Annotated in this window: 20 protein-coding genes and 2 tRNA genes; 8 read left to right on the top strand and 14 right to left on the bottom strand. The window is 71.8% G+C overall.

What is annotated here, in order from left to right:
• The first annotated feature begins 28 nt into the window (after positions 1–28).
• Together K7C98_RS34000 and K7C98_RS33995 are read left to right on the top strand one after the other, a co-directional pair.
• Positions 29–1,648: a HEAT repeat domain-containing protein gene (locus K7C98_RS34000; protein WP_224196005.1), complete on the top strand. Its 1,620-nt coding sequence runs from the start codon at positions 29–31 to the stop codon at positions 1,646–1,648.
• A 583-nt stretch (positions 1,649–2,231) separates the two neighbouring features.
• Entirely contained in the window at positions 2,232–4,496 is a 2,265-nt protein-coding gene (locus tag K7C98_RS33995) for a DUF4215 domain-containing protein (protein WP_224196004.1), read from the top strand.
• A gap of 94 nt (positions 4,497–4,590) precedes the next feature.
• On the opposite strand, the gene K7C98_RS33990 is transcribed toward K7C98_RS33995, so the two are convergent.
• Positions 4,591–4,923: a hypothetical protein gene (locus K7C98_RS33990; protein ID WP_224196003.1), complete on the bottom strand. Its 333-nt coding sequence runs from the start codon at positions 4,921–4,923 to the stop codon at positions 4,591–4,593.
• A 91-nt stretch (positions 4,924–5,014) separates the two neighbouring features.
• Entirely contained in the window at positions 5,015–6,268 is a 1,254-nt protein-coding gene (locus tag K7C98_RS33985; protein ID WP_224196002.1) for a pectinacetylesterase family protein, read from the bottom strand.
• A gap of 230 nt (positions 6,269–6,498) precedes the next feature.
• On the opposite strand from K7C98_RS33985, the gene K7C98_RS33980 reads away from it, so the two are divergent.
• Positions 6,499–7,986 carry a S1 family peptidase gene (locus K7C98_RS33980; protein WP_224196001.1) on the top strand — a complete coding sequence of 496 codons (1,488 nt, stop codon included), beginning with the start codon at positions 6,499–6,501 and terminating at the stop codon, positions 7,984–7,986.
• Between the two features lie 141 nt (positions 7,987–8,127).
• Here the strand turns inward: K7C98_RS33980 and K7C98_RS33975 are convergent, their stop codons facing one another.
• Both K7C98_RS33975 and K7C98_RS33970 read right to left on the bottom strand, forming a co-directional pair.
• Positions 8,128–8,835, bottom strand: a complete 708-nt coding sequence (locus tag K7C98_RS33975; RefSeq protein WP_224196000.1) for a hypothetical protein — start codon at positions 8,833–8,835, stop codon at positions 8,128–8,130.
• 214 nt (positions 8,836–9,049) lie between these two features.
• Complete coding sequence (locus tag K7C98_RS33970; RefSeq protein WP_224195999.1) at positions 9,050–10,171, bottom strand: WD40/YVTN/BNR-like repeat-containing protein; 1,122 nt, start codon at positions 10,169–10,171, stop codon at positions 9,050–9,052.
• A 406-nt stretch (positions 10,172–10,577) separates the two neighbouring features.
• Between K7C98_RS33970 and K7C98_RS33965 the strand changes: the two genes are divergently transcribed.
• A complete protein-coding gene (locus tag K7C98_RS33965; protein ID WP_224195998.1) occupies positions 10,578–11,870 on the top strand; it encodes a hypothetical protein in 1,293 nt (430 codons plus the stop codon).
• 90 nt (positions 11,871–11,960) lie between these two features.
• Here K7C98_RS33965 and K7C98_RS33960 read toward each other — a convergent pair whose 3' ends face one another.
• From K7C98_RS33960 to K7C98_RS33950, 3 genes are all read right to left on the bottom strand, one after another.
• Positions 11,961–12,554: a hypothetical protein gene (locus K7C98_RS33960; protein ID WP_224195997.1), complete on the bottom strand. Its 594-nt coding sequence runs from the start codon at positions 12,552–12,554 to the stop codon at positions 11,961–11,963.
• Between the two features lie 246 nt (positions 12,555–12,800).
• On the bottom strand, positions 12,801–13,802 hold the full coding sequence (locus tag K7C98_RS33955; RefSeq protein WP_224195996.1) for a PEGA domain-containing protein: 1,002 nt from the start codon (positions 13,800–13,802) through the stop codon (positions 12,801–12,803).
• Between the two features lie 130 nt (positions 13,803–13,932).
• Positions 13,933–16,212, bottom strand: a complete 2,280-nt coding sequence (locus K7C98_RS33950; RefSeq protein ID WP_224195995.1) for a protein kinase domain-containing protein — start codon at positions 16,210–16,212, stop codon at positions 13,933–13,935.
• Between the two features lie 194 nt (positions 16,213–16,406).
• Between K7C98_RS33950 and K7C98_RS33945 the strand changes: the two genes are divergently transcribed.
• Positions 16,407–17,543 carry a fibrinogen-like YCDxxxxGGGW domain-containing protein gene (locus tag K7C98_RS33945; protein WP_224195994.1) on the top strand — a complete coding sequence of 379 codons (1,137 nt, stop codon included), beginning with the start codon at positions 16,407–16,409 and terminating at the stop codon, positions 17,541–17,543.
• A gap of 56 nt (positions 17,544–17,599) precedes the next feature.
• Here the strand turns inward: K7C98_RS33945 and K7C98_RS33940 are convergent.
• Positions 17,600–17,670: transfer RNA gene (locus K7C98_RS33940), tRNA-Phe, on the bottom strand.
• Between the two features lie 176 nt (positions 17,671–17,846).
• On the opposite strand from K7C98_RS33940, the gene K7C98_RS33935 reads away from it, so the two are divergent.
• A complete protein-coding gene (locus tag K7C98_RS33935; protein WP_224195993.1) occupies positions 17,847–18,932 on the top strand; it encodes a fibrinogen-like YCDxxxxGGGW domain-containing protein in 1,086 nt (361 codons plus the stop codon).
• A 9-nt stretch (positions 18,933–18,941) separates the two neighbouring features.
• On the opposite strand, the gene K7C98_RS33930 is transcribed toward K7C98_RS33935, so the two are convergent.
• From K7C98_RS33930 to nth, 5 genes are all read right to left on the bottom strand, one after another.
• A complete protein-coding gene (locus K7C98_RS33930; protein ID WP_224195992.1) occupies positions 18,942–19,247 on the bottom strand; it encodes a hypothetical protein in 306 nt (101 codons plus the stop codon).
• A gap of 26 nt (positions 19,248–19,273) precedes the next feature.
• Positions 19,274–19,717 (bottom strand): hypothetical protein, encoded by a 444-nt coding sequence (locus K7C98_RS33925; protein WP_224195991.1) that lies wholly within the window; start codon positions 19,715–19,717, stop codon positions 19,274–19,276.
• Between the two features lie 301 nt (positions 19,718–20,018).
• Positions 20,019–20,086 (bottom strand) — tRNA-Asp (locus tag K7C98_RS33920).
• A gap of 79 nt (positions 20,087–20,165) precedes the next feature.
• A complete protein-coding gene (locus tag K7C98_RS33915; RefSeq protein WP_224195990.1) occupies positions 20,166–22,886 on the bottom strand; it encodes a hypothetical protein in 2,721 nt (906 codons plus the stop codon).
• A 143-nt stretch (positions 22,887–23,029) separates the two neighbouring features.
• Complete coding sequence (nth, locus tag K7C98_RS33910) at positions 23,030–23,668, bottom strand: endonuclease III (RefSeq protein WP_224195989.1); 639 nt, start codon at positions 23,666–23,668, stop codon at positions 23,030–23,032.
• A gap of 198 nt (positions 23,669–23,866) precedes the next feature.
• On the opposite strand from nth, the gene K7C98_RS33905 reads away from it, so the two are divergent.
• Positions 23,867–25,024 carry a serine/threonine-protein kinase gene (locus K7C98_RS33905; RefSeq protein WP_224195988.1) on the top strand — a complete coding sequence of 386 codons (1,158 nt, stop codon included), beginning with the start codon at positions 23,867–23,869 and terminating at the stop codon, positions 25,022–25,024.
• A gap of 112 nt (positions 25,025–25,136) precedes the next feature.
• On the opposite strand, the gene K7C98_RS33900 is transcribed toward K7C98_RS33905, so the two are convergent.
• On the bottom strand, positions 25,137–25,433 hold the full coding sequence (locus K7C98_RS33900; RefSeq protein WP_224195987.1) for a hypothetical protein: 297 nt from the start codon (positions 25,431–25,433) through the stop codon (positions 25,137–25,139).
• A gap of 706 nt (positions 25,434–26,139) precedes the next feature.
• On the opposite strand from K7C98_RS33900, the gene K7C98_RS33895 reads away from it, so the two are divergent.
• Positions 26,140–26,403: a hypothetical protein gene (locus K7C98_RS33895; RefSeq protein WP_224195986.1), complete on the top strand. Its 264-nt coding sequence runs from the start codon at positions 26,140–26,142 to the stop codon at positions 26,401–26,403.
• Positions 26,404–26,420 lie beyond the last annotated feature (17 nt).

Here is a 26,420-nt window from a genome sequence, read left to right as displayed (position 1 = left end):
GGGGTCGGGCAGGGGTATGGTCGGCGAGGTGCTCGGCAACCTCGACGCGATCGACTGGAAGTCCTTGCGGCACGCCTACGGCGAGGCGAGCGACGTGCCCAAGCTGATCCGGGCGCTCGTCAGCGATCACCCGGGCAAGCGAGAGGGCGCACTCGACGCGCTGTTCTCGACGATCTGGCATCAGGGCACCGTGTACTCGGCGAGCCCGGCCGCGGTGCCGTTCCTGGTCGAGCTGCTCGAGGCCGACGCGCAGGAGGATCTGCCGGCGATCCTCGAGCTGCTGGCGCACCTCGCCACCGGCACGCCCGACGAGGACGAGGACGCGCCGAGCAACGTCGCCACGGCCGCGCGCGAGGCGGTGGCGCGCGGGCTGCCGGTCTACGTGCGGCGGCTGGGTCACCCGGAGCCGGCGGTGCGGGTGGCGGCGGCCTACTTGCTCGGGCTGTTCGCGGTCGACGAGGTCAGGGCGCCGCTGCGCGCGGTGGTGGAGGACGACAGCGAGCCGGCGGTGCGCGCCGTGGCGGCGTTCGCCCTCGCGTGCGTCGCCGACCCGGCCCGCGCCGACGAGCTGCGCGAGCTGCTGGTCGACCGCAGCGAGCACCCGGCCGTGCGCCTCTATGCCGGGCTCGGACTGGCGCGCGGCGGCGCGCCGCTGACCGGTCCGCACCTCGACGCGCTGGCCGAATTGGTCGAAGACGTCGACCTGTTCGGCCAGCTCGACGAGCTGCACGACAACGCCGCCCGCATGAGCTACGGACCGCTCGCCGACGGCCTGCTGCGACTGCCCGCGGACGCGCGCCTGCGCCTCGCGCCCGCGCTGGGACGCGCGCTGGAGGCGGTCCGCGGCCGCGACGCGCTCGGGCTGGCGACCGCGCTGCTCGGCCTCGTGTTCGCCGACGGGGCCGTGCCCGCGGACGCGACCGCGGCCGGTCTGGGCGACGTCCAGCGCGCCACGCTGGCGAGCCTCGTGCGCGCGCCGGCGGCCTGGCGCTACGCCAACATCGGCGTGGCGCTGCGGGACATCGGCCTCGCGCCGGCGCTGACCGAGCGCGCCGCGCTGGCCGGGTGGCTGGGCGTCGACGCGGCCGAGCTGGCCGAGGACGAGGACGACGAGGAGGGCGAGGGCGGGGGCGACGATGACGACGGCGACGACGACGGGGTCGACGTCGAGGCGCCCGAGCCGGACCTCGACGAGCTCGACCGGATCGGCCGCTTCGTCGCCTGTCTCGATGGACAGGATTGGCGCGAGGCCCGGCAGTGGTTCGCCTTCTATGAACAGATGCGGGGGGTCGCCCGGGTCGAGCCGCCGGCGATCGGCCGCTACTTCGGCGCCCACGCCAACCTCGAGGCCGGCTACTGGCTCTACGACCGCGAGCTGTCGCGCTCGCTCGGGACCTGCGTGCCGCTGGAGCACATCCGCCTGGCCGTCGGCCGCAAGGACTCCGACGACCAGGTCGCCCTGCGGATCCGCGTCGACGACGGCTGCCTCGATGCGGTGCTCGCCGCGATCGTCCGCCACCAGGACCGCGTCACCCCGACCGACTTCACCGCCCTGGCGATCGACCTGATCGGCGCCGCGCCCGAGGTGCTGCTGGAGACGGGCCGGGCCCAGCGCGCCCGCCTCGGCCGCGCGGCCGGCAGCGCCTGAGCGGGTCGGGCCGGGTATGTCTCACGGGACATGTCTTTTGCGCCATGTTGCAACGGGGCGGCGGCCTCGCCGCCGGCTGCGCGGGCTGGCGCGCGGGCGGGACTCTCACGTGTCTCGAAGGTCAGGTCGAGGTCGCCGGGCCGGGGGTCGGCTCGGGCGTGTCTCGAAGGCCAGGTCGAGGTCGCGTCGGCGGCGGATTCGCAGCTGTCGCGAGGTCATGTTCGGGTCGCTCGCCCGGGGGTCCCCGCGGATTCCTGGGTGTCCCGAGAGCCATGTCGGGATCGATCCTCGGCGCGGGCCGGCGGCCGGTTCGCACCTGTCTTGAAAGTCATGTTTGGAATTTGCCCCGCGGGGTCGCGATAGGGCCGCGTCGCCGCGCCCGTGCGGTCTGGCTGCGACAGGTGAGCGGCATGTCATCGCGGACATCTCCGCCGAGCGCGGGCAATGCGTGCGGGAGGTTGCGCATCAGGCAAAGCCCTGGCGCTCGCTCCGCGGTTCCTGCGGATGCAGGTCGATGCGGAGGGGGTGTGCACCGCTCGCCGCACTTTCTTCGTCGGTCGGCACTGCATAGCATCCCGGGTTCATGCGCAGGAATGCTCTATCCACTTCACTCTTTGCTGCGATCGCGACCCTGAGCGCGTGCGGCGACGACGGCACCGCCACCACGGACACGACGCCCGACACGTCGACGACCACCGACGCCTCGACGACGTCGCCGGACCCGACCACCGGCGTGCCCACGACGACCGACCCGTCGACGACGACGACGACCGGCACGACCGAGGACACCGACACGACGCCCGTCACGGCGACGGAGACGACGACCACGACCACGGACCCGACGACCGACACGACGGCCACGACCGAGACGACCACCGACACCGATACCGACACCGACACCGACACGACGAACACCACCGCGCCGCTCGACTGCGGCAACGGCGTGCTCGACGACGGCGAGGTGTGCGACGGGGCCGAGCTCGGCGGGCAGGACTGCGCGATGCAGGGCTTCGACGACGGCACCCTGGGGTGCGCGGCCGACTGCAGCGAGTTCGACGTCTCGCAGTGTGTGCTGGCCACGTGCGGCGACGAGACGATCGAGGGCGCCGAGCAGTGTGACGGCGCCGAGCTCGGCGGCGAGGACTGCGTCTCGCAGGGCTTCAGCGGCGGCGAGCTGGCCTGTACGCCCGACTCCTGCGTGTTCGACACGTCGGCCTGCTTCGCCTGCGGTGACAACGCGATCCAGGGCGACGAGGTGTGCGACGGCACCGACCTCGCCGGCAAGGACTGCGTGTCCGAGGGCTTCGAGAGCGGCACGCTCGGGTGCGCGGCCGACTGCGCCGCGCTCGACACCAGCATGTGCGCCACCTGCGGCGACGGCGTCCTCGGCGGCGACGAGCAGTGTGACGGCGCCGCGCTCGGCGACCAGACCTGCGCCACGCAGGGCGCCGACTTCGGCACGCTCGGTTGCACGGCGGAGTGCGGCTTCGACCTCTCGGGCTGCGTCACCGCGATCGACGAGGTGGAGCCCAACGACGACGCGATGGTAGCGATCGGGGTGAACGACTTCAGCACCGTCAACGCCCAGGGGCCCTTCACGGGCGACGCCCTGATCGAGGCCGCCATCCAGCCGGCCGGCGACGACGACATCTACGCCGTCCAGAACACCGGGGCCAACCCCGTCGTGATGCGGCTCGAGACCTTCGGGGCCGGGGGCCCGGGGACCTGCCAGACCATCGACACGGTCATCGAGGTCCGCAACGCCGCCAACCAGCTCCTCGAGGACGACGACCAGGACGGCATCAACAGCTGCTCGCTGATCACCAACTTCGTGGTGCCGCCGGGCGAGACCCTGTACGTGCGCGTCATCGACTGGCAGGACAACGGCGCGATCGCCAAGTACTTCCTCGACATCAGGCTCAACGAGGTCGCCTGCGGCGACGGCGAGCTCGAGCCGGGCGAGCAGTGCGACGACGGCAACGCGGCCGACGGCGACGGCTGCAGCGCCACGTGCCAGGTCGACGACGCGACGGCCGAGATCGAGCCGAACAACACCAACGCCGAGGCCGACGCCACCGGCCTGGTGTCGAACGGGACCTCGCTCTACACCGGCAGCATCACGCCCAACGGCGACCTCGATCGCTACCGTGTCGACCTCGCCGCCGCGTCGTTCGTCCGCGTCGAGAGCTTCACCGCGAAGTACGACTGCAACGCCGCCGTCACGACGACGCTGACCCTGTTCAACAGCAACAACACGCAGATCATCTCCGACACCACGTCCGGCATCGGCAGCTGCAGCGCCGTGGTGTTCCCGCTCCCGGCCGGCACGACCTACGTGCAGCTCGGGGAGACCGGCAACAACGCGGCGATCGCCGACTACCTGCTCGAGTCGGTCGTCCTCGCCGACGCCGGCACGGAGACCGAGCCGAACGAGACCAGCGCCGCCGCGAGCCTCAACATCCAGGACGGCTCCGACGTGTTCGTGTTCGGCGACCACTCGACCGGGTCCGACTCGGACTACTACCGGATCGACGTGCCGGTCAGCGGCAGCTCGCTGCGCCTCGAGGTCATCGAGGGCGACCGCACCGTCGAGACCTGCGAGTCGAACGGCATCGACTCGGAGCTGACCCTGTTCAACGCCCAGGGCGTCGAGATCGCCAACGACGACGACGACGGCCGCGGCTTCTGCTCGCTGATCGACGGCACCGGCTCCTCGCCGCTCGACACCGGCGCGCACGGCCTCGCCGCCGGCACCTACTACGTGCAGGTCAAGGCCTCCGACGCGGTCCAGAACGTCCCGAACTCCCAGTTCATCTACCGACTGGCCGCCACGATCCGCAAGCCGTGAGCACCCGCGCCTCCGGCCGCCCGCGCGGCGCGCCGGAGCGCTCGTTCGCGACACGTCGCTCGCTCGCCGGTCACGGCGGGCGAGCGGCGCTCGTTCACGGGATCTTGCGCAGGCGGACGTCGCCGGCCGGCCCGGCGACATCGGTGAAGATGCCGGACAGGCTGGTCGCGTTCTCGACCTTGCCGACGTAGAGCGCGTGGTAGCCGGTGCGCTCGTTGGTCTGGCGGATCGAGAACAGGGTGCCGCGCTCGCTGGTGTAGAGCGTGCCCTCGAAGCGGCTGGGGTCGTCGCCCGGGAACACGTAGCGGCCGACGAAGTGGTCGGCGTCGAGCTGGATGATGATCAGCTCGGAGGGCACGGTGGTGGGGGCGAGCTGCCCGTTGAGGGTCCGGTCGAAGCTGAATTCCCAACGTCCGCTGAGGTCCATACGGCTCCCGAGGCCCGACCGTAGGGCTCCCGCCCGCGTCCGTCAATGGCCGCCCGCGCGTTCGCCAGCGCGCGCGGCGGCCGTCGTGGGCCTAGTTGTCTTCGTCGGGCTGGACGCTCTCGCGGTAGCTGGTGAGCGGCTTGTCGTCGTCGAGGAGGTCGGCGATGAAGTCGCCGAGGTCGATGCCCTGCTCCTCGATCTCCGTGTCGAGGTAGGAGATGATCGAGACGCAGTGGCTGTCGTTGAGGCCGCGCCAGTAGGGCAGGTAATAGGCCATGTTCGGGTACGGGTCGTACAGCGCCGTCATCAGGTCGGTGTCCTCGGCCCAGTACTCGTGGATCTTCTCCTTCGTCATGTCGGGGTAGAAGCGCTCGTACGAGTAGCGCGAGTAGTTGTAGTCGCGCTGGAAGAACACGGTGCTGAGGCGGTCCTCGGGGTACAGATCGGCGATGTGGGTGTTGAGCACGCCGAAGTCGTCCTCGACCTCGTAGCCGGGCGGCAGCTCGGTCAGCACCGAGTCGATGTCCCACGACGAGCGGATCTTCTCGTGCAGCGGGCCGGACCAGCCGGTGCTCGGGAAGATCGGGCCCGAGTCGTCCATGAGGTAGCCGCGCTGGGCGTCGATGCGCGAGCGGAAGAAGTGGTAGTTGATGAGCGAGCCGGCCCCGCCCGCGCTGCAGCCGGTGACGAACAGGCGGTCGGTGCCCGGGAACTGGTTGGCCATCCACTCGGTCGCGGCGATCACGTTGTTGTGGCCGTTGTGGTGGAACTCGAGGTCGGGCTCGACGCCCTCGGGATCTTTGTAGGTGATCACGTTGTTGCCCGTGTGCACGTCGCCGGTGCAGTACGGGATGAACACCATGTTCCAGTCCTTCGTGAGGCCCTCGACGTCGCGGCGCATCAGCGGGGACAGGTTCTTCGTCAGCGGGTCGTAGAGGAGGTCGTCGGGGATGCCGTCGGGGTGAGCGGCGCCGAGGTCGGCCTTGCCGGAGCAGGTGTCGAAGTCCCAACACGCGCCGCCCGGCTCGAGCATGACGATCAGATCCTTCGCGCCCTCGTGGAAGTTGACGAAGATCTTGTACTGGCTGTTGTTGCCGCACACCGCCCCTGGGAGCGGGATCGTCAGCCACTGGTCGTAGGCAGGCGGCTCGATCGGGCCGCCGCTCGTCGTGTCGGTGGTGTCGTCGGAGGTGGTGGACGTCGGCGCGTCCGTGCTCACGCCGGTGGTCCCGCTGGTCGGCTCGGCGGTCGTCCCCGTCGCTCCGGTCGAGGTGTCCGTGTCCGGGATCACCGCCGTCCCGCTGCTGCCGCCGCCGTCGTCACCACAGCCCGCGAAAAGGGCCAAAACGCCCGCAAACGCGAGAGTCTGTCCGAAAATTCCTTGCTCGAAGTTCATGCCACCACTCCTCGGGTCATCCACGGTAGCAAAACTCACCTGCAAACCGTGAGCGGGGGTAAACAGCGTAATGCGTGCGTTTCCACGGCCGGTAGGGACCCCTCGCGCGAAACCGCCCGATCACACCCACAGGGGCGTACCCCTTGGTCGGGCGCTGGCCGTAGTGCCATGGTAGGGCGATGAGGCCCCCAGCGCACATCTCAGCCGCCTTCGTCGCCCTCTCGTTCGCCACCCCGGCCGCCGCCGACGAGCCGCCCGACGAGCTCGCGTTCCCGGTCGAGCCGACCGAGATCTACGGCGGCGAGGATACGGTCGCCTGCGGATGGCCGACGACGGTGTCGATGCTCGGTCAGTGCACCGGAACGCTGGTCCACCCGGAGGTGGTCATCTTCGCGGCGCACTGTGGCTCGGGCTACAACGCCGTGATGCTCGGCGAGACGATCAACGGGCCGAAGCGCCAGGTGCCGACCGAATTCTGCCGAACCTTCCCCGGCGGCCAGCCCGGGAACGGCCAGGATTTCGCGTTTTGCAAGCTGTCGCAGCCGCAGCTCGACATCCCCATCGTGCCGATCCTGATGGGCTGCGAGACGGACATCCTGAAGCAGGGACAGCAGGTGACGATCGTCGGGTTCGGCAACGCCGACACCGGTCCGTACGGGGTCAAGCGCGAGGTCGTCACGACGATCAACGGCATCACCGGCAACGGCGAGGCCGACATCGGCGGCGGCGGCAAGGACAGCTGTCAGGGCGACTCGGGCGGGCCGGTGTTCGTGCAGCTGGCCGACGGGTCGTGGCGCGTCTTCGGCATCACGTCGTACGGCGGCGCGTGCGGTGGCGGCGGCATGTACTCGATGATGCACAACGGCATCGAGTGGTTCGAGAAGGAGTCGGGCATCGACCTGACGCCGTGCCACAACGTCGACGGCACGTGGGCCCCGACGCCGGCGTGCAAGGGCTTCCCGCTCGATCCGGGCGCCGGCAACGGCGACTGGGGCAGCGGCTGCAACGGCGGCCCGGTCGGCGGCCAGAGCGTCACCTGCGGCGCGGCGGCCTGCGACGAGGCGGCCGACAAGCAGGGTCCGACGGTCAACGTGACCACGCCGACCGACGGGACCGTGCTGATGGCCCCCGACATGGTGGCGAACGTGTCGACCAACATCGCCGTCGGCGCGACCGACAACGCCGGCGGCTGCGGCGTGAAGGAGGTCCACCTCCTGATCAACGGCAACGAGGTCGGCGGCGTCGACATCTCCGACCCGTTCGAGTTCGTCAACGTGGCGTTCCCGACCGGCTGCTGGGAGGTCGGGGCCAAGGCGATCGACTGGGTCGGCAACGAGGGCCAGGCCGAGCCCGTGACGCTGTGCATCAATCAGGAGCCTCCCGTCGGCACGACCAGCACCGGCGACGACAGCGAGGGCGACAGCCTGTCCGGCACCGGCGAGGACTCCACCGGGTCGGCGCCGACCACCGGCAGCGAGGACCCGACCACCGGCAGCGCCACCAGCCCCGGCCCCGTCACCAGCGCGACCGGCACGGGCGGCGTCACCAGCGGGCTCGACGACGACAACGAGGGCTGCGCCTGCGCGGCCGGCGGCGGCGAGGCGACCGGCGGGGCGCTGATGCTGCTCGGCCTGGGCCTGCTCGGCCGGCGCCGGCGCCGGTACTGAGCGGTCGGCTCGGACCTTCGCGGCCCGGACCGGCGGTCCGGGCCGCTTTCTCGCGCCCTGAGAAGGTGCCTCTCAGGGCATGTTCACGGGGACATGTCGTATCGACAATGTTCTCATGGACATGCTCTCTTCGCCATGTCCCTAGAACCGCCCGGTGACGGCGAGGCCGACGAAGCGGCCGGCCATGGTCGGCTGCACGCGCACGCGGGCGAGGCCGCGGGCGAGCCGGGCGCCGCGCGCGTACGACACGCCGTAGGCGAGCAGGCCGGCGCCGGCGACGGTCAAGGACTGACCGGCGGCGGTGAGCACGAGCCAGGCGCTCCAGGTGTTGCGCACGCAGTCCATGGTCAGGTCGGCCTCGCGCCTGCAGGCGTCGACCCCGAAGGCGTCGCGCACGAGGGCCACGCGCGAGCCGATGTACATGGCGAGGCCGAGCGCGAGCACGCCGGCGCCGGCGCCCATGTAAGCGGGGGCGATCCGCTTGCGGCGATCGTGGCGGGTGCGGTTCCACGAGGCGAACCGCCCGCGCACGGTGCCGCCGCCGGCCGCGAGCCCGACGGCGGCGAAGTTGAGCAGCGGGGCCACGGTCGACAGGCCGAGGTAGCGCAACGTGTCGTCGATGCAGCTGGTGACCGTGACGTGCAGCTCGGGGAACACGAGCTGGCCGTTGCAGCCGTTGCGGAGGATGCCGATCCGCCAGATGTGCGCGGTCAAACCGAGGGCACCCGTGACGCCGGCGCCGACCAGCAGGCCGGCGCCCGACAGCGGCAGCGCCGGCGGGAGCTCGCGCGGCGGCGCGGACGGCTGGGCGACGGCGAGCGACACGAGCAGGGCGACCGCAGGCGACATCGCCGCAAGGTGGACGCGGTCGCCCGCGCCGGCCACCGCTCGCGGCGAGCGACGGACGCTCGTCGCCGCTCCGGTGTGCGCCGGGTCGCAGGACCGCCGCGGGCGCGACGGCCGGCGAGCGGACGGACGAACGGCACGCGCTGCGCCTGCCCGCCGGACGCGACGGTTTGAACTGTCCCTCGGGACATGTCGGCGAGCGCGGAGCTCCGCGCGCTCAGAACTCGTCGGGGAGCTCGCAGGGCTCGTTGATCGTGCGCATCACGAAGGCGGCGAGGCCGGCGTCGCCGACCGCCAGCGCGCCCGAGGCGTTGCCGCGGGACAGCACGCGGGCGCCGGCGCCGACGAGCACCGGCTCGGCCACCATCTCGCTCGCGGGCCAGCCGGAGATCGTGCCGTCGCCGTGGAGCACCGCGAGCACGTCGTCGACGCGGCCGACGTCGACGGCCGGGACGGTCAAGGTGTTGGGGGCGAACCCGTCCCCGGACCGATCGAGGACCTCGCCGGTCGCGGCGACGATCGCGGCGTCGTCGTAGACGAAGGCGACCTTGAGGAGGTCGGCGTCGGTGCCGCTGTCGACCTGCTCCCACGTCACGCCGCCGTCGAGGCTGTGGATCACCAGACCCGCGTCGCCCACGGCGATGAGGCGGTCCGAGCCGTCGACGGCGCGCAGCGAGCCCGCGAGCTCCGGCGCGAGCGCGACGGGCGACCAGGTCGCGCCGGCGTCGTCGGAGCGCAGGACCACCCCGTCGCCGACGATGACGCCGTGCAGCGTCTGCTGGTTCGACGGCGGATCGGCGAAGTTGAAGAACGCCACGTCGCGCAGGGCCGCCTCGGTGCCGACGTCGACGGGCGACCAGCTGTCGCCGCCGTCGACGCTGCGCTGCGCGAGCCCGCCGGCGCCGATCGCCATCCACGTGTCCGCGTCGGCCATCTCGACCCGCCCCAGCGCCGGGTCGGCCGGCATGGCCAGCGCGTGGAACACCCCGGAGTCGTCGGCGCGAAACAGCCGGCCGTCGGCGGCGAGCGCCAGGGCGGCGTGGGAATTGAGGCCGGCGACGGACACGAAATCGACGGCCTCGGCCGCGCTCAGGGCGGTGACGTGCAGATCGTAGGTGAACATCTCGCAGTCGGGGGTCGAGCCCTCGGTGACCGTGGGGTTGGGCGTGGTCGTCGACGACGAGGACGACGCGCCCTCGGTGAGCGTGGGGTCGGGCGTGGCCGTCGACGACGAGGACGACGAGGACGACGAACCCTCGGTGTCGCCGCCGGACCCGCCGCAGGCGAGGAGGAGCGTCGAGACCAGGAGCAGGCGAGAAGACTTATGCGAGGAAGCCATGATGCCGGTTCCAATCGTCGATCGTCACGCGCCTGTCAATCGTGCCTTCCTCGCGCGGAGCCGTCGGCGCGAGCGAGCGTGGGGGCGGCCGCCCCGACGCGGGAGACCGAAAGCCGCTTCGTCGTGCTGGGAGCGCTCCGCGGAGACGCCTGCAGGTGCCGCCGCGAGTCTCACGGACGAGATGTCCTCGCGGACATGTACCTCGAACGGTGGGCTCGACGACGAGGTCCGGGGTTATGTAATGATATGGTCTTTGAGACATGTCATTTGATTGCCGAAGGGCGAGCCGGTCACCTGCGATTTGCCGGCGAGCGGGCCGCTGCGCGGATCCGTCGCGCGCGGGCGCGCCCGCGGCTGCGCGGCCGTGCGCGTTTCCTCGGGCGGAGAAACGGCGGACAATGCCGGGGTGACGGCCTCCGACGACAAGAATCGGGCGCGCGACGGGTTCTACCGCCTGCTCTCGGTGGCGATGACGTACGGGTGGGCGCGGCTGATGGCGTTCATGGCCTGGTTCGCGCTGCTGGTGTCGACGTACGCCTCGCTCGCCGGGGTCATCGGCGACGGCACGGTCTCGCCGCTCGGGTTCGTCACGCTGAAGACGGTGCCGCTGCTGCTGGCGGTGCTGGTCGCGCTGCCGAACGTGATGCTGCACATCGTCGCGCGCATGATCCTGTTCCGCTTCTCGCGCCGGAACTTCAACCTGCAGTGCCGCGACGACCCGCACGAGCACCCGCTCTCGGCCGAGACGAAGGCGCGCTGCGAGGCGACGTGGGCGTACGAGCGCGGGCGGGCGCAGATGCGCTACGAGTCGGGGCTCTTGCCGCAGGTCGGCGTGTTCGGGCTGCTGGCCTCGGCGATGCTGGCGTTCTGCGTGCTGGGCATCCACCTGCCGCCGGCGCAGCTGTTCCCCAACATCGGCGAGGCGCCGCCGACCTGGCACGTGTGGGTGGCGTGGACGGTGCTGAGCACCGCGACGACCTCGTTCATGCTGTCGGTCGGCCGGATCCTGGTGCGGATCGCCGGCTACGACGCGACCACCCGCACCTTCGCCGACGCGGCCCGCTCGTTCGGCCTGTGCGTGGTGAGCGGCGGGCTGCTGGCGTGCCTCACGGTGTCGAGCACCGACCCGAAGTCGGCGCAGGCGAGCATCGCCATGGGCATCGCCGTCGGCCTGCTCGGCGACCGGGCGTTCATCGCCGTGTCGAACCGCGCGGCGGCGATGCTCGGCGCCGAGATCGAGGTCGCCGACTCGGGGATCGGCCTGCGCGTGATCGAGGGCGTCGGCGCCGAGGACAGCCAGCGGCTGCAGGAGGAGAACATCGGCTCGGTGCACGCGCTGGCGTTCGTGCCGGCGCCGCGGCTGTTCTTCAATTCGTCGCTCAATCTGCAGCGGATCTGCGACTGGCAGGACCAGGCCCTGATGTTCGTGTACGTCGGCGAGAGCCGGGCCAAGGCGCTGCGCGAGCAGCTCCAGATCCGCGGGGCGATCGACACCCAGCGCCTCGGTCGCCAGTTCGACACCATGCCGGCCGAGGTGCAGCAGCAGGTCGTGGTCAGCCTCAATTTCGCCAGCGCGACGCACGCCCGCCAGCTGTTCGAGCGGCTGGCGAACGACCCGCGCATCGACGAATTGCGGGCCTATCGCGCGGCGGCGCTGAGCCTCGAGCCGATCGCCGATTTGCAGCAGCGCCCGGCGTGACCGGCTCTGCGGTCATTTTGGTCGCCGCCGATGCGCCGCTGCGCGTCAGCCCGACACACGCAGCGGCGGCATCGGCGGCTCCCAAACTCGTCACATGGGCGCGTCGAGCGACGATTCGAAGCCGACGGTGATCCGCAGGCGCTCGCCCGGATCGCCGGTGGTGTTGCCCATGGTGGTGGTGGTCGCCAGGTCGTCGTCGACGGCGTTGTCGACCGAGAACAGCAGGAAGTTGTCGCCGAGGCCGGCGAAGCTGCCGAGGGTGTCGGCGCGCTCGTACACGAGGTCGAGGTAGCGCAGCTCGACCTCGGCGACGTTGAGGCCGCCGCGCTCGGGGGCGGCGACGGGGTAGACGGCGCTGATGGTGATGTAGCTGCCGCCGGCGTCGAAGTTGCCGGCGCGGTCGGAGTAATAGAAGTCGTAGTATTCGCCGATCGGCTCGAAGGCGACGTCACAGTTGCCGGGGCCGAGCGGGTCGGGCAGGCGAGCGTTGAGCTCGGGGCCGAATGGGTCGAATTTCAGCGGGACGACCGCGCCGCTCGACTCGTAGAACGTCACGCTGGTCAAGTACGGGAGCTCGCGCACCGCCCGGGTGTGCCGGCCGAACTCCGGGCCGCAGGTGCACGCGACCGCGAGCGGGGCGACGAGCGCGAGGCGGGCGTGGCGGGGCGGGCAATGGGACAGCATGGGTCGTACTTTCGTCGCGCGTCATGTCGTGCGAACAGGCGGTCGTTGAACTCGACCTCAAGTCTGGGCGGATGCAGGGTGGCGGCAATGCATCGACCATGACGTGCGCCACGGGCACCTCGCGCGCCGCGACGCGGCCGTGATTCGACCGCGGCGACGCGCCGTCGGGCCGCAAGCGTCGATCGGACAGCTGTCGGCGCCGCGGGTGCGACAATTCGGCAGTGTCGGCGATTACGCCCGATCGACTCAGAATGCGCCGCTGAGGCCGATGTAGGTGGGCCCGAGACGTGCGCGCAGCTTGGTCTTGCCGCGGTCGCGGGTGCGCAACAGCAGCATGGTCCCCGCGGTGCCGAGCAGCGCCCCCGCGGCCAGCAATCCGCCGCCGCCCCAGTCGGTGTTGTACACGAAGCGGCAGCGGCCCTCGAGGTCGACGTCGGGGCCGCTGCAGCGGCCCCGGTACTCGTAGCCGTCGATCGCCAGCAGGGCCACGCCGGCGGCCAGCAGCGGGATGCCGCTGAACAGCAGGCCCCAGCCGGCCCCGCGCAGCTTGAGCGACTCGGGGGTGCGCCGCAGGTCGATCTGCAGGCTCTCGCGCAGGCCGGCCACCGCGACCAGCTCGCGCTCCTCCGGGACGTACCCTTCGGACATGACCCGAACGACATGTTTGCCCTCGAGCACGGTGCGCTCGACCGGCGCGGCGCCGACCAGCTGATCGTCGATGAACACCAGCGCGCCCGGCGGCGTGGTCGCGACCTCGAAGGCCGGCGGCGGCTTGGCCAGGGCGTCGAGCTTGGCCAGCAGGCGCGCGGCCTGATCGGCGGTGAGCGCCCGCAGCTCGGCGAGGCCGCACAGCTCGCAGCCGCGCTCGCTCTCGGCCGCGCGCCCGAGGTCGCGGGTGGCGACCAGCTCGAGCCGCAGGGTGTAGTCCCGATCGCTGACCGTCACCTGGGCCCTGAGTACGAACGCGGCGCCCAGCTGGTCGCGCAGGCGCTCCAGGCAGGCGTCGTCGCTGCACGGGCCGCCGGCCACGCCCGCCACGGCCTCGCTGTCGAGCAGCTGCAGGCTGCCGCGCGCGAGCCCGCCGCGCAGGTCCTGCTCGAGCTGCGAGGCGAGCAGCGGATCGTCGGCGCCGCTGATGGTGATCGGGGCGATCGCCAGCTTCGGCGCGTCAGCGGCCGGCGCAGAGGCGGACGCCGCGGGAGCGGATGCGGCCGGCTGCGCGGACACCGGGGCGGTGATCAGCGACATGGCCAAAAGTACATGAATAGCGGGACATGTCCGTGAGCGCATGGAGGGCGAGAGCGGGCGCGGCGGCCGGTCGGTGGGAGACATGTCCGATGGGGCATGCATCTCAGAACATGTCCGCGAGAACAGGGCGTCAGCCACCGATCTTCTCCTTGACCTTGTCGAGCCGGCCGGCCGCCTTGGCGTGGCCGAGCTCGGCCGCCTTGTCGTACTGGGCCTTGGCGTCGGGGTAGCGCAGGACCTTGAAGTAGGCGTCGCCGAGGCGGATCCGGAAGTCGCCCTTCTTCGGCTCGGCCTTGACCGCGCGCTCGGCGAACACCACCGCCTGCTCGAAGTGGCCGCGGTCGAACTCGACGTCCGAGAGGCCCATCAGCGCCGCGCCGTTGCGGTTGTAGGCGGCCAGCGCCTGGTTGAACAGGCGCTCGGCGCCCGCGAAGTCGCCGCTGCGGCGCGCCGCCTCGCCCTGCTTCGTCAGCTCGTCGGAGCGGGCGCGGTCCTGGGCCGCCTGCGCCAGCTGCTCCTCGGGCTCGGCGGCGGGGGCGGGCGTGGGCGTCGGGGCTTGCTTGGCCTCGGGCTTGCCCGGGCGCGGGCGGGTCGGCGCGGCCGGCTCGGGCTCGGGTGGGGGCTCGGCCACGGCGACCACCGGCGGAGGCTCGACGGCGGGGGGCGGTTCGGCTGCCTTTTCGGGCATGTCCTTGGGGACATCCAGAACGGCGTCGGGGCCGAGCAGCGCGGCCAGCAATTCGGTCTGCACCGCGGCGCCGCGCTCGCGCACGAACTTGCGCAGGCGGGCGTCGCGGCGCTCGCGGTCGCCCTCGGCGAGGATCTCGAGCAGCTCGGCGGCGGCGAGGTCCTGGGCGGTGAACTCGCCGCGCTCGGCCTTGGCCAGCAGCTCGGCCATCTGCCCCGGCGTGTACAGCCCGCGCTCGCGGGCCCGCGGGTGGTCGGGCTGGAACACCAGCGCCTGCGAGTAGAAGTCGCGGGCGAAGGGGCGGCCGGCGTCGGTGTCCCAGTAGTTGTCGCCGAGGTCGGCCAGCGCGTCGGCGAACTCCTTGCGCAGCTCCTGGGCCTGGTCGCGCGCGGGGCGTTCGGCCGGGCCCTCGGTGCGGTCGAGGGCGACGACGCGGAGGATCGACGTGTCCTTCGGGTCAGCCGCGGGCGGGTACACCCAGTGGGCCGCGGAGCCGGCGGCGCGGGCGTCGACGGCCAGCTGGGCGATGTGGGCCAGCTCCTCGGGGGTCGGCGGACGCTCGCGGGTGGCGAATAGCACGGCGACGGCGGCGACGGCGGCGGCGGCGACGGCGAAACCGACGGCGCGCCAGCGGCTCGGCGCCGCGACGGCGAGGTCGCGGGTGAGCTCCGCGAGCAGCGCGTCCATCGACGCGTGGCGCCGGGCCGGCTCGACCGCGAGGCCGCGCACCAGGGCGTCGTGGATGAACGCCGGCACCTCGCTCGGCGGCGGCTTGACGAGCGCGCCGGTGCACACCGAGTCGGCCAGGTCGAGCAGGTTGTTGCCGGCGAACGGCGGCTGGCGGTACAGCGCGCCCCACAGCGCGACGCAGAAGCTGAACTGGTCGGTGCCCGCGTCGGTGGGGAGGCCGCGGTGCTGCTCCGGCGACATGTACGCCGGCGTGCCCATGATCGTGCCGTCGAGCGTCAGCGAGGTGCTGAAGGCGTTGTGCCGCCCGAGCCGCAGCGCGACGCTGTCGGGCCCGTTCTCGAGCGCGGCCGGCGTGCCCGCGGCCCCGGCGAGGCCGAAGTCGGCGACGCGGGCCCGGCCGTCGCCGCCGATGAGGACGTTCTCCGGCTTGAAGTCGCGGTGCACGAGGCCCTCGGCGTGCGCCGCCGCCAGCCCGCGCCCGGCCTGCACCAACATGTCCCGGATCTCGCGCCACGGTCGGGCCTGCTCGGAGAGCCATGTCCGAAGAGTCAGGCCCTTGACGAACTCCATGGCGACGTAGATCTGGCCGCCCTGCTGGCCGATCTCGTGGACCTGGACCACGTTGGGGTGCGACAGGCGGGCCATCGCCTGGGCCTCGCGGACCATGCGATCGCGGGCGTTGGGGTCGGGCGTCGCGTCGCGCAGGACCTTGATGGCGATCCGGCGGTCGAGCTCCTCGTCGTAGGCGGCGTAGACGACGCCCATGCCGCCCTCGCCGAGGGTGCGCAGCACGGCGAAGCGGCCGAAGCGGGGCGGGGCGACCCCCGGCCCGACGAGCGCGCCCGGGCGCGAGGCCTGGGTCTGATCGAGCGCGAGCGTCGTGTCGGGAGGGGCGGCCGCCTGCGCGAGCGAGTCCTCGAGCGGCCGCTCGAGCGTCTCGTACAGCTCCTCTTGCGGGCGCTGGCGCTGACCGATCATCTGCCCCGGGGTGACGGCGACGAGGGTCGAGTCGGTGCCGTCGGCGTCGCGCAACGTTTCACGGGTCGGAGGCTGATGATTCACGGCAAGCTGCGACCGGCGGCCCTCGGCCCTCTCATCGCTCAAGGCTAGCCCCGAACGCCACGGGCATGAAAGTGGCGAGTACGCCCTGACGAGCGATGGGCGGCGCAATTCCGCGCGGAAGGCCCCGATTGCTGGCGGCGGACGCCTCGACTACACCGGAGAGGATGGCGACTTGCAGACGGGGGCTCGAGAGGTGTGCGGGGATCGTCGCGGCCCTCGCGACGGCGGGCTGTCTCGACCGTAATCCGGAGTTCGTCGAGCCGACGCTGCCGACGGCCAGCGACTCGCTCGGCGCGAGCAGCACCGCGGCAGATCCGACCGACGCGCCGCCGACGTCGCAGGGGACCACCGGTCCGCTGACGACCGACTCGGACGGCTCCGGCGGCGTGACGACGACGACGAGCGCGACGCTGACGACGAGCGACACGCTGACGACGACCACCGGGGCGCCGGTCGGCTGCGGCGACGGGATGGTGGAGCCGCCCGAGGAGTGCGACGACGGCCCGAACAACGGCGACGAGGCGGCGTGCACGGGCACGTGCAAGCTGGCCTTCTGCGGCGACGGCCTCGTGTACCCCGGCGCCATGCCCAACGCGGAGTACTGCGACGACGCCAACGACGATCCGGCCGATGGCTGCGTCGGCTGCTTCGTGCCGCACGCGTGCGAGGAGATCATGGCGTTCGGGCCGCCCAACCTGCCGAGCGGGCTCTATTTGCTCGACCCGGAGGGGATCGGCGAGTTCGTGCCGGCGTACTGCGACATGGAGCTGCAGGGCGGCGGCTGGACCCGCGTCGAGCGCAGCCCGCTGGCCGACCCGATCGGGCACGCGCTGTACGTCGACGCGGAGGTCAACTACGACGATCCCGAGAACGAGCGCTATCGCATGCCGCGCGCGGCGATGGAACGCGTGGTCCAGCACTCGGAGGAGATCTGGATCGACTGCGGCGGGAGCGATCACCTGTGGGCCGACCCGGCGACCGCGCTGTTCCTCGGCGAGGACGCGCCGGGCGAGTGCTACGAGACCGCCCTGGTGCATTACAAGGAGGCCAGGCTGGGGCCGCTGCAGATCGACGACGTCGAGCTGTGCACCGGCTTCCACGGCGTGAATGACGGCGAGTGCCCCGGCGCGTGGCGCGTCGACGAGTCCGAGCAGATGAACTGCGGGCTGTCGATGGTGCCGTGGAACGACGAGCCGTACACGTTCCAGGCCGATATCTTCGCCGTCGACCCGCAGATCAGCGATCCGGACAAGCACCAGTGTCACCAGGACGGCGCGGTCCGGGCGATCCTCCTGCGCTGAGCCGCCGACGCGGACTGCGCTGAATCGACGAGTGAGGGGCCGCCCGACGCGTGCCAGGGATCATGCAGGAATCGAACCCGCATATTCGGTTCTTCAGACCGACGCGTTTACCAGTTTCGCCAAAGATGAATGACGCGCGCCCACGTGGCGACCCCTCGTGAGGAGGATGACGGCCGCGCGGGACCGCCGTCAAGCCCCGCCAAAGCCGCGTCGAGGGCGCCAGCGCGGGCCCGGGCGCAGGCGGGCGCGTCCGCGCGAGCGGCGGCGTTGCTGGCGACCGCGGGCTCGTCTACACCGGAGAGGATGCGTACGGGCCTGGGTCGGGTGGCGGTGTCCGCGGCGGTGATGACGACGGCGTGCCTCGAAGACAACCCGTGGTTCGAGGAGCCGACGGGGAGCGAGTCGGGCGCGGGCACGACGATGGTCGGCGCGACCACCACCGTGTCGCCGCCGGCGACCACGACCTCGGGTTCGACCACCGACGGGGACGACACCGAGACGACCGACACGACGGGCTCGCTGACGACGAGCATGACCGGCGTGATGCCGGTGTGCGGCGACGGGATCCCCGAAGGCGGCGAGGAGTGCGACGAGGGGGCGGACAACGCCGACGACGGCGCGTGCACGCCGGCGTGCAAGTTCCCGGCGTGCGGCGACGGGCTGCTGCAGGCGGGCGAGGCGTGCGACGACGGCAACACGACGTCCGACGACGGCTGCGTGGCCTGCCAGGTGCCGCGGACCTGCGCGGAGATCCAGTCGCTCGACGCGAACGCGGCGTCGGGCGCGTACGTGCTCGACCTCGACGGGCCCGACCCGGCGCCGTCGGTGGCGGTGTACTGCGACATGAACACGACGGGCGGCGGCTGGGCGGTGATCGAGCGCAGCGCGCTGAATGACCCGATCGGGGTCGCGCTGTTCAAGGACCACCCGGTCAACCTCGACCAGCCGGGCGAGGCGCCGTTCCGCCTGGGCCGGCCGGCGATCGAGCTCATGCTCAAGAACACGACGGAGATGCGCATCGATTGCGGCGGGGCGGACTATCTGCTGACCGCTGCGCCGGCGATCTTCACGGGCGAGCAGGGCGGGCCGTCCTGCGAGAACGCCGCCCCGATCATGTACAAGGAGGCCAGCCTCAAGGGCCACATGAAGACCGACGCGCTGCTGTGCACCGGCTTCCTCGGCGCCGAGGACGGCTGCGAGGGCGCGTGGTACATCGACGAGACCACGCAGTACCTGTGCCAGCTGGAGCCGTACCCGTGGGAATTCATGGTCCCGGTGGCCCACGAGTCGGCCGACACGTTCGCCGTCGACGCGCTCACGCTCGACGCCGGGCCGCAGGGCCACGATTGCCACCAGGACGGCGCGGTGCGGGTGGTGATGCTGCGCTGACGCCGAGGGTCATTCGCCGTACTCGGGCCAGCCCCAGCAATGATCGGCGTACTCGGTGCCGTAGCTCTGACACAGCAGCGCGGCATTGCTGGCACACCAGAGGTCGTCGTGATCGACGCTGAGCTCGGGCGAGGCGAGCAGCGGCACCGGGATGCCGTGGCACAGCGCGAGGCAGTAGGACGGCGGATCGCCCGGCTGGGGCGCGGGGTCGCACGCGAAGGCCGCGAGGTCGGGGGGCGCCGTGAGATCGTCGACGGCGAGGCCGGGCCCGGGCGCGGCGAAGGCGGTGAAGAGCGCGAGGATCCAGGGATGCATGGCGGTCACCTCATTCGTCGTGGTGCTCACGCCGCCGGGGCGCGCAGGGCCGGCTCGGCGCCGGACTCCATGCCGATCAGCAATTGCGCCGGGGCCTCGCGCCCCTTGAGCTTCAGCGCGACCCTGGCGCGCACGAGGCACTTGCCCTGCAGGGCGTCGAACCGCGCGCTCCGCTTGCCGGTGCGCCCGTCGGCGAACATCCACTGCATGACGGTGTCGACCCGCTTGACGCATTCGGCTGGGTCCTCGCTCGCCCGCGAGTAGAGGGTGTGAGCCTCGCCGGGGATCACCCGCACGTCCTCGACGACCTCGGAGGTCTCGCCGCCCTTGTAATAGAATTGGGCGGAGACGTGGATCATGGCCGGGTACTCGTGCTCGCGCGGGCAATCGTTGACGAACTCGACGCGACAGGCACGATCGGCGCCGTCGGGCTCGGACGAGCCATTTCGCGCGGATCTGGGGTCGTTCATGGCATCACCTCGGTCGCAACATGACCGCGGAACACATGGGCGCCGAGTGGCCGAAGTTACAACGAGCCGAACGAGCCGAGATTTCAAGGCGATTCACGCCACTCGACATTGCTGCGATTCGCGCTCGTAGCGAGGTGGTGAGCGCGCCGCGTCACACTCGCCGGCCGCGCCTGATGCCATTGTCGAGAGGCACGCGAATGCGCGCAGGATCGCCGGCGGCGCTCGCCCCACGGGCGGGCGGACGGCGGCGGAGATCGACGAGGACGGGCGTGAAGCGAGGGGCCGCCCGACGGGCACCTGTTACATACGGGGATCGAACCCGCGACCTTCAGTGTGACAGACTGACGTGATGACCAATTTCACTAATGTTGGTGTTCCCGCCCACGTGGCAGCCCCTCGCCGGCGAGGATCGCCGGGGCGAGGGGCTGGCGTCAAGCGCTGAATCAGCTCATTCGGACCGGCCGGGGCGGCCGTCCTTGCCGGACGTCTCGCGCGCCCGCATGCCGTCGGTGGTGCGCGAGAGCGGGGTGCCGCGGACCAGCTGCGACAGCAGCTCGGCGGGGCTCTTGCCGCCGAGGAGGGCGACGAGGTTCATGTTGCTGGCGGCGGCCTTGAGCACCTCGCTGTCGGCGGCGGCCTGCAGCGCGCCGACCAGCTCGTGCTGCAGCGCGCCGAGGCGGACGGCGTCAGCCTGGGCGAGCGCGGCCGCGCGGGCCTGCTCGACGTCGGCGAGGGCGCGGGCGTGGGCCTCGGCGGCGCGGTCGACGAGCGCGCGGGCCTTGGCCTCGGCCTCGGCGGCGAGCACCCGCGCGGCGGCGCCGAGCTCGCCCTGCTCGCGCTCGCGGTCGCGCGTGGCCTCGAAGGCGAGGCGATCGAGCTGCTGCTTGCTGCGCAGGGCGTCGGCGTCGCGGGCGGCGGCCAGCTGCTGCTTGAGCGCGACGACCACGTGCTCGTCCTGGGCCTCGAGCTTGTTGGTCTCGGCCATGCGCTGGCTGGCGCCGCGCTGCAGGGCGTGCTCGTCGGCGTCGAGCGCGTCGCGCAGGCGGGTCGAGTCGAGGCGGCGGCGCGACTGCTGGTCTTGCAGCTGCAAGGACACGGCCTCGCGCTGGACGTTGGCGAACAGCTCGGCGAGGGCGGGGTCGGCGACCTGGAAGCCGAGCACGTCGACGCCGCTCAGGACCATGCCGTTGTCGGCGAAGCGCAGCACGCCGTCGTCGCCGCCGAGCAGGGTCTGGCGCACGACCGCGGGGAACTCGATCAGCAATTGCGTGGCCGACAGCACGCGCGCCGCCTCGCGCACGCGCGCGCGCACGGTGTCGGCCAGCAGCTTGACCGGGTCCTCGACGTGGAACCACTTCTCGGGCTCGCCCTCGAAGTGACCGGCCAGCCCGAGCTTGACCTTGAAGCGGACGAAGTCGGCCGACTCGATCTCGAAGTTGTCGGCGACGCGCCCGCCCTGCACCCGCAGGAAGCAGGTCGTGACGGTGGTGTGGCCGTCCTTGGTCTTGCCCTTCGACAGCTTGAGCGCGGTCAGCTGCTCCTCGTACTCGAGCAGCTCGGTGCGCGGGCCGACGACGACGCGCCGGCCGTGCCGCGAGGTGATCAGCACGGCCTCGTTGTTGGGCACGATCACCGACAGCGCCCACGGGGTGACGACCTCGGCGGTGGTCAGCTTGTGCGGCTCGGCGTGGCCGATCCACAGGTTCCACTTGTCGTGGGGGATCCGCCGCTGCACGTGCTCCTCGCCGCGCGGATCGACGAGGTACGAGGTCTCGCCGCGGACCATCTTGACCATGCCGGTCCGCTGGTCGCGGACGTACACGCCCGACTTCTGGTCGATGCCGATGGCGTCGATGACGACGGCGTCGTGGTCGTTGCCGACGTGCGGCTCGCGCGTGACCGGGTTCAACACCTCGGCCTCGATGAACGGGAAGAACACGCTCGGCAGGCCGCGCACCAGCAGCTCGGCGCCGGCCTCGTAGTGGTCGCGGCCTGTCGGGGTGCCGGGCGGGAGCCGCTTGGCCAGCTCGTCGCGCACGATCGGGGTGATGATGCGGAGGTACAGCGCCTGGTGCTCGCCGAGCTCGTAGGCGTCGTAGACCCGCCGCCGCGAGCCGCGCTGCAGGAAGGTGTCGTGCGGGCCGGGGAACACGCGCGCGGGGCCGCGGACGATCCGCGGGTTGCCGTCGGCGTCGAACAGGAAGCAGAAGTTCTTCGGCCCGAGCACGACAGCCCGCCGCGCGTACGGGTCGGCCGCGACGCCGCGCCCGCCGTCGGCGGTGCGCTGGCGCCTCTGCGAGGCGCGGTCGTTCCACGCCTCGTCGAGGGTCGCGAGGATCACGCCGCGCTCGCCGCTGGTGAGGTCCTGGCGGTGGCGGATCTCGTTCTTCACCACGCTGAACTGCTTGACCGACATGCCCTCGCCGACCTGCGACAGCAGCTTGGCCAGCTCCTCCTGCGCGGCCACGGGCAGGGTCGTCACGCCGTCGTCCTCGCGGCCGCGCGCCTCGGTCTCCTCGAGCGCGGGCACGACCTCGATGCCGGTCGGCGGGATGAAGAACTGGGTGTGGCGGCCCTGGATGACGATGCGCTGGCCGATTCGCAGCTGCGTGGGGTGGGCCTTGGTGGCCGGCTCGGGCTGGCTGCGCCGGAAGGTGTCGTCGTCGGCGCCGTCGATGACGACGCTCGAGAGGCCGGCCGACTCGATCACGAGGCGGAAGTACGGCGCGGTCTCGTCGAGCGGACCGACGACCTCGACCAGCAGGTATTGATTGGCGTTGAGCTTGTGCGCCGGCCGGACCTCGGCCGACTGACCGGGCCACAGGGCGAAGGCGCAGGGGCCCGGGATGATCTTTTTGGTCCCGAGCCGCAGCTCCTTCTCCTTGTTGCCGCCGGGCACGTAGGAGCCGTTCGGGCCCTCGGGGTGATCGGCGGCGACGGGGTTCTCGAGCAGGACGTACTCGCCGTCGCGGGCGATGATGAAGGGCCGCGCCTCCATCGGCGCCGGCTCGTAGCCGCCGCGCCCGTTCGAGCGCACGATCCTGTCGTTGGCGCTGGGCGTGAACTCGGTCGGGCCGATGTGGGTGAGGATCTCGCCCGACGTCTCGTTGAGCGACCACAGAAAGGAGCGACGCGGGACTGGGATCTTCTGCCGGTTCTCGATGGCCATCTTCGATCTCGCTGAGGGCCGGCAGGATAGTCCGCTGGCATGACGACGGGAAGCGGGGACCCGGGGACGGCCGCGCGCGCGGACGCAGGCCGCTTGCGCGGGGCCGCGCGGGTCGAGTTCACGCGGTCGTCACGAACGCCGGCTCACGCCGCCTTGACGCCGATCTTGGGGCAGATGTCCCGCATCACGCAATTGGGGCAGTCCGGCTTCTTGGCGGTGCACACGTAGCGGCCGAGCAGGATCATCGCCGGGCCGAAGAAGGTCCAGTCGTCCTGGGGGACGAGGCGCATCAGATCGCGCTCGATGTCGCCGGGGTCGCGCTGCTCGGACAGGCCCATGCGCCCGGACAGGCGGATCACGTGGGTGTCGACGATGACGCCCGAAGGTATGTTGAAACATGTCGCAAGGACCACGTTGGCGGTCTTGCGGGCGACGCCCGGCAGGCGCACCAGGGCCTCGATCGACTGCGGGACCTCGCCGCCGTACTCGTCGACGAGCATGCGACAGGCGCCCTTGATCGCCTTGGCCTTCTGGCGGAAGGTGCCGGTCGGACGCACCGCCTCCTCGAGCTCGGCGAGGTCGGCGTCGGCGAACGCCTGGGCGTCGGGGTAGCGCGGGAACAGGGTCTTCGTGACCGCGTTGACGCGCTCGTCGGTGCACTGGGCGGCGAGGATCGTGGCGACCAACATGTGCACCGGGGTGTCCCAGTCGAGCTCGTAGCGGGCGTGGGGGTAGCTCTGGCGCAGGCGGTCGAGGAGCACGTCGATGTCGGGGCGCGGCATGGCGGGAGCATTATGCCGCGACGGCGCCGCGCGGGCGCGCCCGGCGGGCGCCCGCTCGCCGGCTTGTCCGGGCCGGATCACGCGGGGCGCTGCCGGGCCCGGCGCGCGCAGAGCGAGCGCGATGGCGGCGAGGCTCGCAGCCGGCGGGCGCGCGGCAGGGTCGAAATACCGCGGCCGAAGCACTAGACTCGCGCGCCGATGCCCGAGACCGGACCGCCCCAGGGGCTGCAGCGCTACCAGATCATGGAGCCCCTCGGCGCCGGGGCGCAGGGACGCACGTTCCGCGCGATCGACCGCGAGACCGGGGCCGCGGTGGCGGTCAAGGTGCTGCACCTGCGCTCGCTCGGCGGCGACTGGAAGCCGTTCGACCTGTTCGAGCGCGAGTGCCAGGCGCTCGAGTCGCTGTCGCACCCGGGCATCCCGCGCTACATCGACCGCTTCACCAGCGAGACGTCGGGCGACTTCTTCCTGGTGATGGAGCTGGTCGAAGGGACACCCCTGTCGCAGCGCCTCGGCCGCCCCGGCGATCCGGCCGAGCTGCTGCGCTGGCTGACGGCGGCGCTCGACATCCTCGAGTACCTGCACGGCCGCCAGCCGCCGGTGATCCACCGCGACCTCAAGCCGTCCAACCTGATGCTGCGGCCCGACGGGCGCCTGTGCCTGATCGACTTCGGCGGGGTGCGCCTGGCCCTGCGGCCAGACGGCGGCTCGACGATGATCGGCACGTTCGGCTACATGGCGCCGGAGCAGCTGCACGGCGAGGCGACCCCGGCCACCGACATCTACGCGCTCGGGGCCACGATCGCGGCCCTGGCCGCCGGGGTGCCGGCCGACCAACTGCCGCGCAAGGGCCTGCAGATCGACCTCGAGCGCAGCCTGGCGCCGGGGCGGCTGCGAGATGTCCTTTCGGCCATGTTGGAGCCCGACCCGACGCGCCGGCTCGCCGGCGCGGCGGCCGTGCGCGCGGCCCTGGGCGCGTCGGTCCGCCCGCCGCCGCAGCCGTCGCGGCGGGCTGCGCCGGCATCGTCGTCGGAGGCGCTCGAGCCGGCGCCGGCGCCCGACTACCCGGCGCTGCGCAGCCTGCCGAAGTTCCTGCGCGTGTTCGTGTGGCTGTGGGCGTGGATGGCGACCGGGCTGTTCTTCCTGATCGAGTTCGTGTTCGTGCCGACGGTGTTCGCGCTGCAGGCGTCGGGCCGCCGCTACAAGAAGAAGGCCCACCGCCTCAAGCGCCTGCGCGCCCGCGAGGCCGACGCGCTCAGCTCGGTGCAGCGGATCCGCCGGCGCCTGCAGGCGATCGCCACCAACACCGACCCGCGCGACCGCCCGGCGCTGCCCGAGGGCGATCGTCGCACGTAAAAGGGACATGGCCCGAAGGCCATGTCCCTGCATCCGTCCATTCAGCCAGGGTGGAATGTAGGCATGGCGCGAAGGACATGTCGCAAGCGACAGGCCCTCGCGCCGCGCCCGCTCAGTTGGGAGCGGGCGGCGCCGGCGTGGTGCTGGCCGGAGCTTCGGCCGGCGCCTCGCCCTCGGCCGGCGGGGCAGCGGCCGCGGCCGGATCGGCCGGGGTCTCGGCGGCGGGCTCGTCGGGCGGGTTCTCGGCGACGGGGTCGACCGGGGCGGGCTCGGACGGCTCGGCCGCGACGGGCTCGGGGTTGGCGGTGTCGGTCTGCTGCTTGTTGCAGCCGCTCATCAGCGAGGATCCCGAGACGGCCATGATCAGCGTCGTGATCGCAGCGACGATGTTGTGCTTCGAAATGCGCATGTTGTCCTTTCGGGGAGGTTGCAATGAGGTAACCCTTCCTCTGACTCGAGGTAAAGCAAAATCATCGCATATTCGACGATTGGGGGCCGAGGGCGACAATGAGAGCGCCGAAGGGCAGGAATCGCATGTGCGCTGATTTCGCAAAACCCTGATAGTTGGGCTGCGCGTCGTCCGCCGTGAATCGCATTTCGTGGAAATCGAGGTACGGGGGTCGCCGTGAGCTCGTGTGATGGCTGATGGAGGAGGGGCGGTCCGGGGTGGCCCCCATGGGGCAATCGCGGTTTGCGGGGCGATGCACGGGCGGTCGAATGCACGTGGGCGAGTTGGCGGACTCATCAATACGTAGGCTCGTCCGGTAGAGCTCGGCGGGAACAGGGCCTCGAGGCCGATTCGATGCGGGGGGCATGGCGTGCTTGCTTCGCTAACTGCCGAATGCGCCGTGCCAGCGGTCGGGGATGCGGTCCTCCGCCCAGTCCTCGCGGATGGACCCTCCTTCGTCGGGCCCATCTCTCTGCGGATGGTCGGAGGACCGCATCCCCGACCGCTGGCACGGCCCACTCGTGGGTGGCCCGAAGCGCCGGTCGCGGGCTTCGATACGGGCTGTCTCTTCGCGCAGGTGCGTTCCGCCCGAGGGACGGCCGGGGCCGGCCATCCCTCGGACGGACCTCTGGGGGTCCTATCCGGCGCTCGATCGTGCGGCGACGATGTGCTGGGCGACGACCTGGTGGTGAACCCCGTGGTGGCTGGGGAGGCGGCGATGGGCTGGGCGATGGGCACCGCGCTCGCTGTTGAGGACGGTGCGGCTCCCGTGCTCGCTGGTGACGCGGCGATGTGCGGGGCGACGCGCTTCCTGCTCGCTGGGGAGGCGATGATGGGCGGGTCGACGAGCACCCTGCTCGCTGGTGACGCGACGATGTGCGGCGCGATGACTGCCCGTCGACTCCGGTGCGAGCTGGGGACGCGACGATAGGGGCGCGACGCGCATGC

This window comes from Nannocystis pusilla, assembly GCF_020073745.1.
Classification (GTDB): Bacteria; Myxococcota_A; Polyangia; order Nannocystales; family Nannocystaceae; genus Nannocystis; species Nannocystis radixulma.
This window is presented reverse-complemented; position numbering and strand designations above follow the sequence as displayed.